Raw genomic sequence first — 13,269 nt, forward strand, 5'->3', positions numbered from 1 at the left:
CACCGCCAATTACTTTGTGAAGCAACAGCCTGGTAGGTACGGCAATGTTAAAATTCATCCTGCGACGGATTCTGGAAGCGATTCCGACGCTCTTCGTTTTGATTACCATCTCCTTCTTCATGATGCGACTGGCACCCGGTAGCCCGTTTACCGGCGAACGCACCTTATCGCCCGAAGTGATGGCGAATATCGAAGCCAAATACCATCTCAACGATCCCATCGGCAAACAATATGTTGATTACCTGATTCAGCTGGCGCATGGCGATTTCGGCCCCTCCTTTAAGTACAAGGACTATAGCGTTAACTATCTGGTAGGACATGCGTTCCCGGTGTCAGCCAAACTTGGTCTGGCGGCCTTTGTGCTGGCGATGGTGTTGGGGATAACCGCGGGCGTAATAGCCGCCCTGAAACAGAACAGTTTGTGGGATTATGCGGTGATGGGGGTAGCCATGACCGGCGTGGTGATACCGAGTTTTGTGGTCGCACCCTTGCTGGTCCTGGTGTTCGCCATCACCCTGCGCTGGCTGCCTGGTGGTGGCTGGAATGGCGGGCAAGTGCAATACATGCTGCTGCCGATGGTGGCGCTGTCTCTGGCGTATATCGCCAGCATCGCGCGTATTACGCGTGGTTCGATGATTGAAGTGATGCACTCCAACTTTATCCGTACCGCGCGGGCCAAAGGGCTGCCGCTGCGTCGTATCGTGCTGCGTCATGCGCTGAAACCGGCGCTGTTGCCGGTCATCTCCTACATGGGTCCGGCATTCGTCGGCATCATCACCGGTTCAATGGTTATTGAGTCAATCTATGGCCTGCCGGGCATTGGTCAGCTGTTCGTGAATGGCGCGCTTAACCGCGACTACTCGCTGGTAATGAGCCTGACTATCCTGGTCGGTGTACTGACCATTGTGTTTAACGCGGTCGTTGACGTGCTGTATGCCGTGATCGATCCGAAGATTCGTTACTGATGCTGGAGTTCGCCCATGATGTTAAGTAAGAAAAACAGCGAAGCTCTGGATGCCTTCAGTGAAAAGCTGGAAGTTGAGGGCCGCAGCCTGTGGCAGGATGCGCGCCGTCGCTTTATCCATAACCGTGCTGCGCTGCTGAGTTTGCTGGTGCTGGTGCTGATCGCGCTGTTCGTGGTGTTCGCCCCGATGCTGTCGCAGTTCCGCTATGACGACACCGACTGGGGCATGATGTCCGCGCCGCCGGACACCACCTCCGGGCACTGGTTCGGCACGGACTCCTCAGGTCGCGATCTGCTGGTGCGCGTGGCCATCGGTGGCCGTATCTCACTGATGGTGGGGATTGCCTCGGCGTTGATTGCCGTGCTGGTGGGTACCCTGTATGGCTCGGCTGCCGGTTATCTCGGCGGTAAAACCGATTCGGTGATGATGCGTATCCTGGAAATCCTCAACTCCTTCCCGTTTATGTTCTTCGTCATTCTGCTGGTGACCTTCTTTGGCCGGAACATCCTGCTGATTTTTGTCGCCATCGGCATGGTGTCGTGGCTGGATATGGCGCGTATCGTACGTGGCCAGACGCTGGGCCTGAAACGCAAAGAGTTTATTGAAGCGGCCCAGGTCGGTGGGGTATCCACCACCAATATCGTGCTGCGCCATATCGTGCCTAACGTGTTGGGTGTGGTCGTGGTGTATGCCTCGCTGCTGGTACCCAGCATGATCCTGTTTGAATCCTTCCTGAGTTTCCTCGGACTGGGTACCCAGGAGCCGCTGAGTAGCTGGGGCGCGCTGCTCAGCGATGGTGCCAACTCCATGGAAGTTTCACCCTGGTTGCTGCTGTTTCCGGCAGGATTCCTGGTGGTCACGCTGTTCTGTTTTAACTTTATCGGCGATGGCCTGCGTGATGCCCTCGACCCGAAAGATCGTTGAGGAGTTTCCCGATGACCATTCATGAATTTCAGCCAGCAATGGCGGCCCGTGCGGGAAGCAACCTGTTGTTAGACGTTAAAGATCTGCGCGTGACCTTTGGCACGCACGATGGTGACGTCACCGCCGTCAACGACCTCAACTTTTCCCTGCGTGCCGGTGAAACCCTCGGGATCGTAGGGGAGTCCGGCTCGGGTAAATCGCAGACAGCCTTTGCCCTGATGGGGCTGCTGGCAAAAAACGGTCGTATTGGCGGGTCGGCAAAGTTTAGCGGTCAGGAGATTCTCAACCTGCCGGAAAATCAACTTAACAAGCTGCGCGCCGAGCAGATCGCGATGATTTTCCAGGATCCGATGACTTCGCTGAACCCGTATATGCGCGTCGGTGAACAGCTGATGGAAGTACTGAAGCTGCATAAAGGGATGAGCAATGCGCAGGCGTTTGAAGAGTCGGTGCGTATGCTGGATGCGGTGAAAATGCCGGAAGCGCGCAAACGCATGAAAATGTTCCCGCACGAGTTCTCCGGCGGGATGCGTCAGCGCGTGATGATTGCTATGGCATTGCTATGCCGTCCTAAATTACTGATCGCCGATGAGCCAACCACCGCGCTGGACGTGACAGTGCAGGCGCAGATTATGACGTTGCTGAACGAACTCAAACGCGAGTTCAACACCGCGATCATCATGATTACCCACGATCTGGGCGTGGTAGCGGGGATCTGTGACAAGGTACTGGTGATGTATGCCGGACGTACCATGGAATATGGCCGGGCGCGCGATGTGTTCTATCAACCGGCGCACCCGTACTCCATTGGTTTGCTGAGCGCGGTGCCGCGTCTGGATGCTGAAGGCGAGTCGTTGATGACCATTCCAGGCAATCCACCTAACCTGTTGCGTCTGCCGCAGGGTTGTCCATTCCAGCCTCGCTGCCCGCATGCGATGGATATCTGTGCCACAGCCCCGGCGCTGGAGCCTTTTGGTGACGGACGCCTGCGTGCCTGCTTTAAGCCGGTGGAGGAATTAGTATGAACACCGTAGCGGAAAAGAAAGTGTTACTGGAAATCGCCGATCTGAAGGTGCATTTCGATATCAAAGATGGCAAGCAGTGGTTCTGGCAGCCAGCCAAAACCCTGAAAGCGGTCGATGGCGTCAGCCTGCGCTTATATGAAGGGGAGACCCTCGGCGTGGTGGGGGAGTCCGGCTGTGGTAAATCGACGCTGGCGCGTGCCATCATCGGGCTGGTAAAGGCCACAGAAGGGCGTGTTGCCTGGCTGGGGCGGGATCTGCTGGGACAGAGCCAGGAAGAGTGGCGCAAAGCGCGCAGTGATATCCAGATGATCTTCCAGGACCCGTTAGCGTCGCTCAATCCGCGTATGACCATCGGCGATATTATCGCGGAACCGCTGCGTACCTATCATCCCAAGATGTCACGTCAGGAAGTGAAGGATAAGGTTAAAAACATGATGATGAAGGTTGGCCTGCTGCCAAACCTTATCAACCGTTATCCTCACGAGTTCTCCGGTGGTCAGTGCCAGCGTATTGGTATCGCCCGCGCGTTGATTCTGGAACCGAAACTGATCATTTGTGATGAGCCAGTATCGGCACTTGATGTGTCAATTCAGGCGCAGGTGGTGAACCTGTTGCAGCAGCTGCAACGTGAGATGGGGTTATCGCTGATCTTCATTGCTCACGATCTGGCCGTGGTGAAGCACATCTCCGACCGTGTGCTGGTGATGTACCTGGGCCATGCGGTGGAACTGGGGACGTATGATGCGGTGTACAACAACCCGCAGCATCCTTACACCCGTGCGCTGATGTCGGCGGTGCCGATTCCCGATCCGGATCTGGAAAAGAATAAACAGATCCAGTTACTGGAAGGAGAACTGCCGTCGCCGATCAATCCACCATCAGGTTGCGTCTTCCGTACCCGCTGCCCGATTGCCGGGCCAGAGTGCGCGAAAACACGACCATTACTCGAAGGCAGCTTCCGCCATGCGGTGTCCTGCCTCAAGGTGGACCCGATGTAAAAAAACGCCGGGCGATTGCCCGGCGTTCTTTTGTGACCCTATTCGCGCCAGAGAATATGGCACAGTTTGTGGTCTTTCTCGCGACACAGCAGAATGCGCGCAAAGACATCAGTAATCGGCTCACCGTCCGCTTCACCGAGTCCAATCACCACTTCAGAGAAAAAGTCAGGATTCAGGTCAAAATCGACATGTTCCTGCCAGTCTTCCGAAGGATCGAACAGCTCAGCGCCACCACGTTCCTCAAACTGCAGATTGAACAGAATGATATCGGCCGGATCGAGGTTGTCACCTGCCAGTTCCAGAAAAATATCGTAAGCCTGCTCCAGCGTTTCATCTTCAGTCAGGCGATTATTTAAATCCATGGTCATTTGCGTGCCCTGCGGCGGTAAATATTTCCGCTCGTTTTACAGTAAAGGACTGAAGAAGTAAAACAGTCGTTCGACGATGCGCTGCCACCAGGCACGTTTTGCCCAGCGGGTGCCATCCAGCAGGCGTGAGCGGGCGATATAGTCATCCTGGACACAAGCAAGATCGCTGCCAAACCCGGCATCATCCACCACCAGGGTAATCTCAAAATTGAGCCACAGGCTGCGCATATCCAGATTCACGGTGCCCACCAGGCTGAGCTGACCATCGACCAGCACGCTCTTGGTATGTAACAGCCCATCCTCGAACTGATAAATTTTCACCCCGGCTTCCAGCAGCTCGGTGAAGAAGGCGCGGCTGGCCCAGCCCACCAGCAGAGAATCGTTATGACGTGGCACAATAATGCTGACTTCCACCCCACGCAGCGCCGCAGTACAAATGGCATGCAGCAAATCATCGCTGGGCACGAAGTAGGGGGTCGTCATAATCAACTGGTGACGTGCGGAATAGACTGCTGTTAACAACGCCTGATGGATCATGTCCTCCGGGAAGCCGGGACCGGAAGCAATCACCTGAATGGTGTGACCACTCTCCTGTTCGAACGGCATGATATTGGCATCTGGGGCGGGTGGCAGGATGCGCTTGCCGGTTTCAATCTCCCAGTCGCATGAGTAGACAATGCCCATGGTGGTGGCTACCGGGCCTTCCATACGGGCCATCATATCAATCCATTGACCCACACCTGCGTCCTGCTTGAAGAAGCGTGGATCAACCAGATTCATGCTGCCGGTGTAGGCAATGTAGTTATCAATCAGCACCACCTTGCGATGCTGGCGCAAATCCATACGGCGCAGGAACACACGCAGCAGGCTGACCTGTAACGCCTCTACCACATCGATACCCGCATTACGCATCATGCCGGGCCACGGACTGCGGAAAAAGGCCACGCTGCCGGCGGAGTCGAGCATCAGGCGGCAGTGCACACCACGCCGTGATGCCGCCATCAGCGATTCAGCCACTTCGTCTGCCAGCCCGCCGGGTTGCCAGATATAGAACACCATCTCGATATTGTGGCGAGCCAGCTGAATATCGCGGATTAAGGCATGCATGACATCATCGGAGTTGGTCAGCAACTGGAGCTGGTTGCCTTTTACTCCGGCAATACCCTGACGATGGTGGCACAGCTGAAACAACGATAGCGCTACGTCGCTGTGTTCAGTGGCGAAGATATGGCGGCATTGTTTCAGGTCGTTGAGCCATTTGGCCGTTGACGGCCACATGGTGCGCGCACGCTCCGCACGGCGTTTGCCCAGATGCAGTTCACCAAATGACAAATACGCAATAATACCCACCAGCGGCAGAATATAGATGATGAGCAACCAGGCCATGGCAGAGGTCACAGCACGGCGTTTCATCAGAATTCGCAGTGTCACACCCGCAATGAGTAACCAGTAGCCAAACAGTAGCAACCAACTGATCAGAGTATAAAATGTGGTCATTAAGTGGACGTCCCGTTCGCGCTTTGATGAGCAAAGTTTACGTGCTGATGAACGGTAGCGAAACCTTTAATCATAACGGGTTATCGATAAGCGATTCGAATTGGCATTTTATGGCAGATCACTATAATGCGTGCCGGTGATTAGCCAGTCAGAGAGGATGTGATGAGACGAAGCAGAAATGAAGTGGCTCGCTGGAGAATGTTACGTCAGGTGCAGCGCCGTCGTGCGCGCTGGCTGGAAGGGCAATCCCGGCGCTATAAACGTATTCACGCCATTCGTCACCAGGTTGCGCAGCAACACCGTCGCTCTATCCTGTTCATCACCCAAAATACCTGATGGGAAAGCGCGGCGTTAAACGCCGCGTAACACTAAGGTCAGGTTTACCATCTGTAGCGCGGCGGCCAGCACAATCAACATCACGATGTGCTGACGGGCGCTGCGAAAGCCCTGCCGACGCCATATCCAGAGTGCTCTGCCAAGCAATGCGAAGACAATGATCAACAGAGCAAGTGCGCGCCACATCTAGAAAACACGTTTGAATGGCTTGACCGCAACCTGCTTATACACCCCGGCTGCAATATAGGGGTCATCATTGGCCCAGGATTGTGCCGCTTCCAGCGATGGGAACTCGGCAATCACGGTTGAACCGGTAAAACCGGCGGCACCGGGATCATTGCTATCAACCGCAGGCATCGGACCTGCCACAATCAGACGACCTTCATCCTGCAATAGTTGCAGACGCGCCAGGTGGGCAGGGCGTACAGAAGTACGTTTTTCCAGTGAATCAGCATTGTCTTCCGCATAAATGACATAAAGCACGATTGGGAACTCCCGTTATACTGGTCAGATTTGCGAAACACGTTAAGTGATCGGTAAACAGAGTGCAAACGAAAGATATTTCCCGCGCCATTCTGCGCAAATGGGGCTAAAAAAGGCATTTACTGGTACGCACTTAACACTGCTTATTGAAACTGATTGCTATTTGCATTTAAAATCTGCGCTTCACTCAATGAACATGACTGTTATGACGACGCTGACTACGCCTTTCCCAAAACGTACCCCCGTTTCTCTGCTGTTGTCCGTGGTACTTCACGGCACAGTAATTGCTGGCATTCTCTATGCATCGTTTCATCAGGTCATTGAGGTTCCTAAAGCATCACAACCGATTAGCGTAAGCATGGTGGCACCGGAAGTACAGCCAGAACCTGCGCCGACAGTGCAGACGCCACCGCCACCGCCGGAACCCGAACCTACACCGGAGCCGGTTCCTGACGTTGCCCCGGAACCCCCTAAAGCTGAGCCGGTCCCGATTCCGATTCCAAAACCTGAGCCGAAGCCGAAACCTAAGCCGAAGGTAGAGAAAAAGCACGAACCGAAACGTGAGGTAAAACCGCGTGAGGAAACGAAGCCGCAGGCTCCGGTAAAAACCGACGCGCCGACCACGCAGACACGGCCGACAACGGCACCGAAAACCAATCCGACCTCAACGCCATCAGTTTCAGACGGTCCGAAAGCGATGAACGTCAGCAAGCCCGCTTATCCGGCACGCGCGTTTGCGCTGCGTGTGGAAGGTCGGGTGCGGGTGCAGTTTGATGTTGATAGTGATGGTCGCGTTGATAATATTCAGATTCTCTCGGCTGAACCACGCAACATGTTCGAACGCGAAGTGAAGCAAGCGATGAAAAAATGGCGCTATCAGCCGGGACGTCCAGGCACTAACCTGACGATGAATATTGTGTTCCGTATCAACGGTGGCGCGAATATCGAATAAGATGAGAAAGCGGTCAGAGGACCGCTTTTTTTATCGCGGTTAATCGCTGAGGTTGGCTTTACCCGGTGGCAACGGGCGTGACTTACCTGTGTTGTCGATGGCGACATAGATAAATACCGCCTCGGTGGCACAGTAGGTCTGGCCAATCGGCTCTGAAGACACTTTTTTGATCCACACTTCGACATTGATGGTCATGGAGCTGTTGCCAGTACGGATACAGCGGCAATAGCAGCTCACCACATCACCCACCGCAACGGGTTTGAGGAAACTCATACCATCCACGCGCACGGTTGCCACGCGACCTTCGGCAATCTCTTTCGCCAGAATCGCACCGCCCATATCCATCTGCGACATCAGCCAGCCGCCAAAGATATCACCATTGGCGTTGGTATCAGCTGGCATTGCCAGCGTGCGCAGCACCATTTCGCCTTGCGGCAATTTGTGTTTTTCGTCCATTGCTTCAGTTCTTATGCAGGTGATGGCGGCAGGCGCCAAAAAACCCGGCAATTGCCGGGCATCATTCATTATTTTTCTTCTTGTTGCGGCATGTGTCGCCAGATATACACGCCACTTAACAGGGTAAACAGCAGGGTAAGACCGGTCAGACCAAACACCTTAAAGTTAACCCAAAATTCTTGTGATAACCAAAATGCAACATAAATATTTGCCAGACCGCAGGCGAGGAAGAAAATGGCCCAGGCCACATTCAGACGTCGCCAGACACCATCCGGTAACTGCAACTCTTTCCCCAGCATGCTCTGAATCAGCGGTTGTTTCATAAACCATTGGCTATACAGCAATGCCAGCGCAAACAGGGAATAGATCACCGTCACTTTCCACTTGATGAATTCATCGTTATGGAACACCAACGTCAGAGTGCCGAACACTGCCACCAGCACGAAAGTGAAGATGGTCATTTTCTCCAGCTTGCGGTACAGCACCCAGCTGACGATCAGCGCAATGCCGGTGGCAACCACCAGTGCGCCGGATGCGACAAAAATGTCGTAGAGCTTGTAGAAAATGAAGAACACGACCAGTGGAAGAAAATCGAGTAACTGCTTCATAGGATATCCAGTCAGGGGCGGCAATTAAGGCGCTCGATGAGCGCCATAATCCTTAACGTAACAGCATATAGAGCCGGTACAAATAGATAATCAGAATGGCGGAAACCAGGTTCCCCAGTGCGTTCAGTACCACAGAAGCCACATTGGCGGGCAGCACCGTCAGCGAAGAAAAGAAGAACATCAGCGCGATTTTAGCCAGCAACCAGACAATGATGGCCGGGGCGATCAGTTTGACGTTTTTCCAGGCCATACGCATGCTGGCGCGCATGGCGCGCATCACCCCCATCTTTTCACTGACCAGCATCACCGGTGCCAGCGAGAACAGGATCGCCAAAAGAACGCCAGGCACCATCAGCACCATAAAGCCAAGCTGAACCAGTAAAGTGATTAAAAAGGTTTGCAGCAGCAATTTTGGCAGCAATGGTGCGGAAGCACCAATAGCACGCAGGGCGCTGACACGTTGACCCGCCGATACCATCGGGATCAGGCATAGCATGCCGCCCAGCAGCAGGGTGTTGCCCACCAGCGCCGCAAAGGTACCGGCAGCGGAAGCGCGCAGCAAAATGCGTTGTTGATCCGGCGACATATTCTGTACCAGCTCAAACAGCGAGGATGCGCTGTCATCACTCTGACTCAGCAGTGACAACTGGTCGGCACCGGGGGTCAGGGCATGGCCGATAATCACGGTAATAAACGAGGTAAGCAACGCCATCAGCACAACGGTAATCAGCTGATGGCGCAGAAAATTTCCTGTGTCACGGTATAACGAGCTTGCCGTGATAGACATGTACACTCCTTGAAGGAACCGGGTTAATTAACCCGGCGATTGTACATGTTCTGCGGGCATGCTGGCACCCGCATTAGGATAACTTTCTGTCATGTCTGGTAAAGATGGGCAAAAAAGTGCGGGCAAACCATAGCGCGCCCTGGCCCGATCGCAGGCTTCGTTCAGTACACCGTGCTCGCCTGACATCGCAAACTCACGACAGGGTGACGGGCGCTGTTGATAGATGCCACATGAGACACAACCACCAATTTCGCCCTGCAACGCCACACAGCGCGGCGTACGCGCGTTAGTGCCGCGCATATTGCGCATCAGCAGACTTAAAGGCTCAGTTAATTCCACCGGTACCGCACCGCCAGCATCGTCAGCTTCGGCCCAATAGAAAGACACACGGAAATGGGCGCAGCAGGCGCCACAGGTCATACAAGGGTTGGATGAATCGCTCATTTGATCGCCCGCTTCTCCTAAGCATCGAACCAAAATCAACGGCAGAGTTCAGCAAAGTAATCACGGCGCGAAATTTTCGCAAGCAGATTTTTATTTCCTGCTGTAACGCCAAAATTGATCTGAATCAATTCATTGTTTTATAAGTGATTTATCTGAAATGATTCAGATGCAATTTGTCAAGAAACGCGATAGATCTCTTGCCACAAACTTCGTCACTACATCAATAACAAATGGGCAAAGGAGTGAATATGAAACTGGCAAAATGCGCGCTGCTGGTGGCACTGGCAATTCCACAACTGGCACTGGCTCACGAAGCAGGTGATTTCTTTATGCGTGTGGGTACCGCAACGGTACGTCCCACAGAAAGCTCGCAAAATGTGTTGGGATTGGGGGGATTTAACGTCAGCAATGACACCCAGATGGGTCTGACCTTCACCTACATGGCAACCGATAACATTGGTATTGAATTGCTGGCGGCTACGCCTTTCAGACACAAAGTCGGCCTGAATGCGACCGGTAATATTGCCACCGTCCATCAGCTACCGCCAACGCTGATGGCGCAATACTATTTCTTAGACAGTAACAGTAAATTCCGGCCTTATGTGGGTGCGGGTATTAACTACACGATGTTCTTTGATAAAAGTTTCAACCAAACCGGGCAAGATGCCGGGCTGAGCGATCTCAAAATGAAAAATTCATGGGGGGTGGCGGGACAGGTTGGTGTTGATTATCAAATCAACCGGGACTGGATGCTGAACGCATCACTGTGGTACATGGATATTGATACCAATGTGAAATTTAAAGCGGCTGGTGAACAGCAGAATATCCATACCAATATTAATCCCTTTGTTTTCTTCTTTGGTGTTGGTTACCGTTTCTGATCGGGACAAAAAACTCGGGCGACCTGTTGGCCGCCCGATTGCTTATTTGATTTGCATATTATTAACCACGGATTTCACACCTGCGACGCTGCGCGTAACGGCCACCGCACGGTTCGCCATCTGGGGTGAACTGACAAAACCACTTAACTGCACCCGACCTTTGAAGGTTTCTACATTGATCTCGGTTGATTTCAGCGAGTCATCCTTCAGCAATTCAGTTTTCACTTTCGTCGTGATCACGGTGTCATCGATATAACCACCGGTCCCTTCCTGTGTCGATGTAGGTGCACAAGCGCTGAGCGTCAGCGCCATCACCGCAGCCATCAGCAATCCCGCAACGATTTTGAACAGTTTCATCGGTTATCTCCCTGTCATACATGATGTTTCACCGCGATGTGACGGTGCGCTTAAAGTGTGGTGTGGCAACGGGAAATGGTCAAATCAGCACAGCGAAAAAACGCGAAATGATCATAATGACGGGAGAAAGGAAAACCACCTTACCCGCAGCGTGAGCGGATAAGGCGGGCAGGGCACTAACGGGTGGCGGCTTTCAGATTGCTGACAAAGGTTTGCAGCTCGTTCAGCATCACATCAGGTTGGTTAAGGTTACGTTCGATGATCTTCACAATCGCCGATCCCGAAATCGCACCGGCCGCACCGGCCGCTACCGCTTCTTTCACCTGACCGGGTTCTGAGATACCGAACCCCTGCAATGGCGGCGCAGCATGGTATTCATGCAGTTTGTCGATCAGATGCTGCAGCGGCACGTGAGCGCGGTTTTCTGAACCGGTTACCCCGGCGCGTGACAGAAAATAAGTGTAGCCACGGCCATGTGAAGCGATCTCGCGCAGCAGGTCATCATCGGCATTCGGCGGGCAGATAAAGATTGGTGCGACGTTGTGACGCATCGCTGCCTGGCGGAACGGGGCTGATTCTTCCACCGGGACATCTGCCACCAGCACGGAATCCACACCCACAGCTTCACATTGCGCGTAAAAATTATCGATCCCTTTACTGAACACCAGATTTGCGTACATCAGCAGACCAATCGGCAGGTCGGGATATTTCTGGCGCACGCTGGCGAGAATTTCGAAGCATTGCGCGGTAGTGGTACCGGCAGCAAAAGCTCGCAGCGTGGCGTTCTGGATAGTCGGTCCATCCGCAAGTGGATCGGAGAAGGGAATGCCTAACTCCAGCGCATCGGCACCACCGGCAACCAATGCATCAATAATTTTCAGCGACATCTCCGGCGAGGGATCGCCGAGGGTAACGAAAGGAACGAACGCACCTTCTTTGTTCGCCGACAGACGTTTAAATAGCTGATTATAACGTTCCATCAGATCTCTCCCTTCGCTTTCAGAATATCGTGAACGGTGAAAATATCTTTATCACCGCGGCCGGACAGGTTAACCACCAGCAATTGCTCTTTTTCCGGATTCTCGCGGATCATCTTCAGCGCATGGGCCAGCGCATGAGATGACTCCAGTGCCGGGATAATACCTTCTGAACGCGACAGCTGCTTAAAGGCATCCAGCGCTTCGTCATCGGTAATCGACACATATTCAGCACGACCGATGCTGTTGAGATGGGCATGTTGCGGTCCGACAGACGGGAAGTCGAGACCGGCAGAGATGGAGTAGGATTCTTCAATCTGTCCCTCTTCAGTCTGCATCATCGGCGCTTTCATACCGAAGTAGATACCTACGCGGCCGTGTTTTAGCGGCGCACCGTGTTCGCCGGTTTCGATACCGTGACCTGCCGGTTCCACGCCGATCAGGCCAACGCTGGTTTCATCGATAAAATCAGCAAACATACCGATAGCGTTCGAGCCACCACCGACACAAGCCAGCACCGCATCCGGCAGGCGTCCTTCTTTTTCCAGAATCTGCGCTTTGGTCTCTTCGCCGATCATACGCTGGAATTCGCGAACGATGGTTGGGAACGGGTGTGGACCAGCAGCGGTACCGAGCATGTAGTGGGCCGTTTCATAGCTGCCAGACCAGTCGCGCAGGGCCTCGTTACAGGCGTCTTTCAGCGTCGCCGAGCCACTGTGTACCGGAATAACTTCGGCCCCCATCAGACGCATACGGAACACGTTTGGTGACTGACGTTCGACGTCCTTCGCACCCATATAAATGCGGCACTTCATCCCGAGTAACGCACATGCCAGCGCCGAGGCAACGCCGTGCTGACCGGCTCCGGTTTCTGCGATGATTTCGTTTTTACCCATGCGCTTTGCCAGTAATGCCTGGCCCAGCACCTGGTTGGTTTTATGCGCGCCACCGTGCAGCAGGTCTTCCCGCTTCAGATACAGGCGGGTTTTACTGCCTTTAGTCAGGTTGCGGCACAATGTCAGTGCGGTAGGGCGACCCGCATAGTTCTTCAGCAGGTCAGTAAATTCCGCCTGAAATTCCGGATCGCGCTGAGCCTCGACAAACGCGGCCTCCAGCTGACGCAAAGCCGGCATCAGGATTTGCGGCACATACTGGCCGCCAAATTCGCCAAAATAGGGATTCAGTAACGTCATCTTCTCATCTTCCTTATC

18 protein-coding genes are annotated in these 13,269 nt (G+C 53.7%); 7 read left to right on the forward strand and 11 right to left on the reverse strand.

What is annotated here, in order from left to right; all coding sequences use genetic code 11:
• The first annotated feature begins 44 nt into the window (after positions 1–44).
• The 4 genes from oppB to oppF are packed head-to-tail and all read left to right on the forward strand — an operon-like array spanning position 45 to position 3,912.
• The gene (gene oppB, locus RCF31_RS02405; RefSeq protein ID WP_084875169.1) at positions 45–965 is read left to right on the forward strand and encodes an oligopeptide ABC transporter permease OppB; all 921 of its coding nucleotides are present in this window, start codon (positions 45–47) and stop codon (positions 963–965) included.
• Positions 966–980: 15 nt separating this feature from the next.
• Positions 981–1,889, forward strand: coding sequence for an oligopeptide ABC transporter permease OppC (gene oppC / locus RCF31_RS02410; RefSeq protein WP_084875167.1), 909 nt, complete (start codon positions 981–983; stop codon positions 1,887–1,889).
• An 11-nt stretch (positions 1,890–1,900) separates the two neighbouring features.
• Complete coding sequence (locus tag RCF31_RS02415) at positions 1,901–2,914, forward strand: ABC transporter ATP-binding protein (protein WP_416412390.1); 1,014 nt, start codon at positions 1,901–1,903, stop codon at positions 2,912–2,914.
• Complete coding sequence (gene oppF, locus RCF31_RS02420; RefSeq protein ID WP_416412391.1) at positions 2,911–3,912, forward strand: murein tripeptide/oligopeptide ABC transporter ATP binding protein OppF; 1,002 nt, start codon at positions 2,911–2,913, stop codon at positions 3,910–3,912. Before RCF31_RS02415 ends, oppF begins: the two co-directional genes overlap by 4 nt.
• Positions 3,913–3,950: 38 nt before the next feature.
• Here oppF and RCF31_RS02425 read toward each other — a convergent pair whose 3' ends face one another.
• Both RCF31_RS02425 and cls read right to left on the reverse strand, forming a co-directional pair.
• Complete coding sequence (locus RCF31_RS02425; RefSeq protein WP_013509338.1) at positions 3,951–4,280, reverse strand: HI1450 family dsDNA-mimic protein; 330 nt, start codon at positions 4,278–4,280, stop codon at positions 3,951–3,953.
• A gap of 36 nt (positions 4,281–4,316) precedes the next feature.
• Positions 4,317–5,777, reverse strand: a complete 1,461-nt coding sequence (gene cls, locus RCF31_RS02430; protein WP_299451186.1) for a cardiolipin synthase — start codon at positions 5,775–5,777, stop codon at positions 4,317–4,319.
• A gap of 162 nt (positions 5,778–5,939) precedes the next feature.
• Here cls and RCF31_RS02435 point away from each other — a divergent pair, with 162 nt between their 5' ends.
• Complete coding sequence (locus tag RCF31_RS02435; RefSeq protein WP_013509336.1) at positions 5,940–6,113, forward strand: YciY family protein; 174 nt, start codon at positions 5,940–5,942, stop codon at positions 6,111–6,113.
• Positions 6,114–6,128: 15 nt separating this feature from the next.
• Here RCF31_RS02435 and RCF31_RS02440 read toward each other — a convergent pair whose 3' ends face one another.
• Together RCF31_RS02440 and RCF31_RS02445 are read right to left on the reverse strand one after the other, a co-directional pair.
• Entirely contained in the window at positions 6,129–6,299 is a 171-nt protein-coding gene (locus RCF31_RS02440) for a hypothetical protein (RefSeq protein WP_310616525.1), read from the reverse strand.
• Positions 6,300–6,596: a YciI family protein gene (locus RCF31_RS02445; protein ID WP_208715290.1), complete on the reverse strand. Its 297-nt coding sequence runs from the start codon at positions 6,594–6,596 to the stop codon at positions 6,300–6,302.
• Positions 6,597–6,801: 205 nt separating this feature from the next.
• Between RCF31_RS02445 and tonB the strand changes: the two genes are divergently transcribed.
• Complete coding sequence (gene tonB / locus RCF31_RS02450) at positions 6,802–7,548, forward strand: TonB system transport protein TonB (RefSeq protein ID WP_416412392.1); 747 nt, start codon at positions 6,802–6,804, stop codon at positions 7,546–7,548.
• A gap of 39 nt (positions 7,549–7,587) precedes the next feature.
• On the opposite strand, the gene yciA is transcribed toward tonB, so the two are convergent.
• From yciA to RCF31_RS02470, 4 genes are all read right to left on the reverse strand, one after another.
• Positions 7,588–8,004, reverse strand: coding sequence for an acyl-CoA thioester hydrolase YciA (gene yciA, locus RCF31_RS02455; protein ID WP_041525794.1), 417 nt, complete (start codon positions 8,002–8,004; stop codon positions 7,588–7,590).
• 68 nt (positions 8,005–8,072) lie between these two features.
• On the reverse strand, positions 8,073–8,612 hold the full coding sequence (locus RCF31_RS02460) for a septation protein A (protein ID WP_299451169.1): 540 nt from the start codon (positions 8,610–8,612) through the stop codon (positions 8,073–8,075).
• Between the two features lie 52 nt (positions 8,613–8,664).
• A complete protein-coding gene (locus RCF31_RS02465; RefSeq protein WP_313688786.1) occupies positions 8,665–9,399 on the reverse strand; it encodes a YciC family protein in 735 nt (244 codons plus the stop codon).
• 27 nt (positions 9,400–9,426) lie between these two features.
• Positions 9,427–9,843: a YkgJ family cysteine cluster protein gene (locus RCF31_RS02470; RefSeq protein WP_299451165.1), complete on the reverse strand. Its 417-nt coding sequence runs from the start codon at positions 9,841–9,843 to the stop codon at positions 9,427–9,429.
• Between the two features lie 248 nt (positions 9,844–10,091).
• Between RCF31_RS02470 and ompW the strand changes: the two genes are divergently transcribed.
• Positions 10,092–10,724, forward strand: a complete 633-nt coding sequence (gene ompW, locus RCF31_RS02475) for an outer membrane protein OmpW (RefSeq protein WP_299451164.1) — start codon at positions 10,092–10,094, stop codon at positions 10,722–10,724.
• Between the two features lie 42 nt (positions 10,725–10,766).
• Here ompW and RCF31_RS02480 read toward each other — a convergent pair whose 3' ends face one another.
• The 3 genes from RCF31_RS02480 to trpB all read right to left on the reverse strand — a co-directional run bounded on the left by RCF31_RS02480 (position 10,767) and on the right by trpB (position 13,251).
• A complete protein-coding gene (locus tag RCF31_RS02480; RefSeq protein WP_299451163.1) occupies positions 10,767–11,081 on the reverse strand; it encodes a BON domain-containing protein in 315 nt (104 codons plus the stop codon).
• Between the two features lie 176 nt (positions 11,082–11,257).
• Positions 11,258–12,061, reverse strand: coding sequence for a tryptophan synthase subunit alpha (gene trpA, locus RCF31_RS02485; protein ID WP_299451162.1), 804 nt, complete (start codon positions 12,059–12,061; stop codon positions 11,258–11,260).
• Entirely contained in the window at positions 12,061–13,251 is a 1,191-nt protein-coding gene (trpB, locus tag RCF31_RS02490) for a tryptophan synthase subunit beta (protein WP_084875136.1), read from the reverse strand. The genes trpA and trpB overlap by 1 nt, the downstream gene beginning before the upstream one ends.
• Positions 13,252–13,269: the final 18 nt, after the last annotated feature.

The organism is Pantoea sp. App145, assembly GCF_047947045.1.
Lineage (GTDB): Bacteria > Pseudomonadota > Gammaproteobacteria > Enterobacterales > Enterobacteriaceae > Pantoea.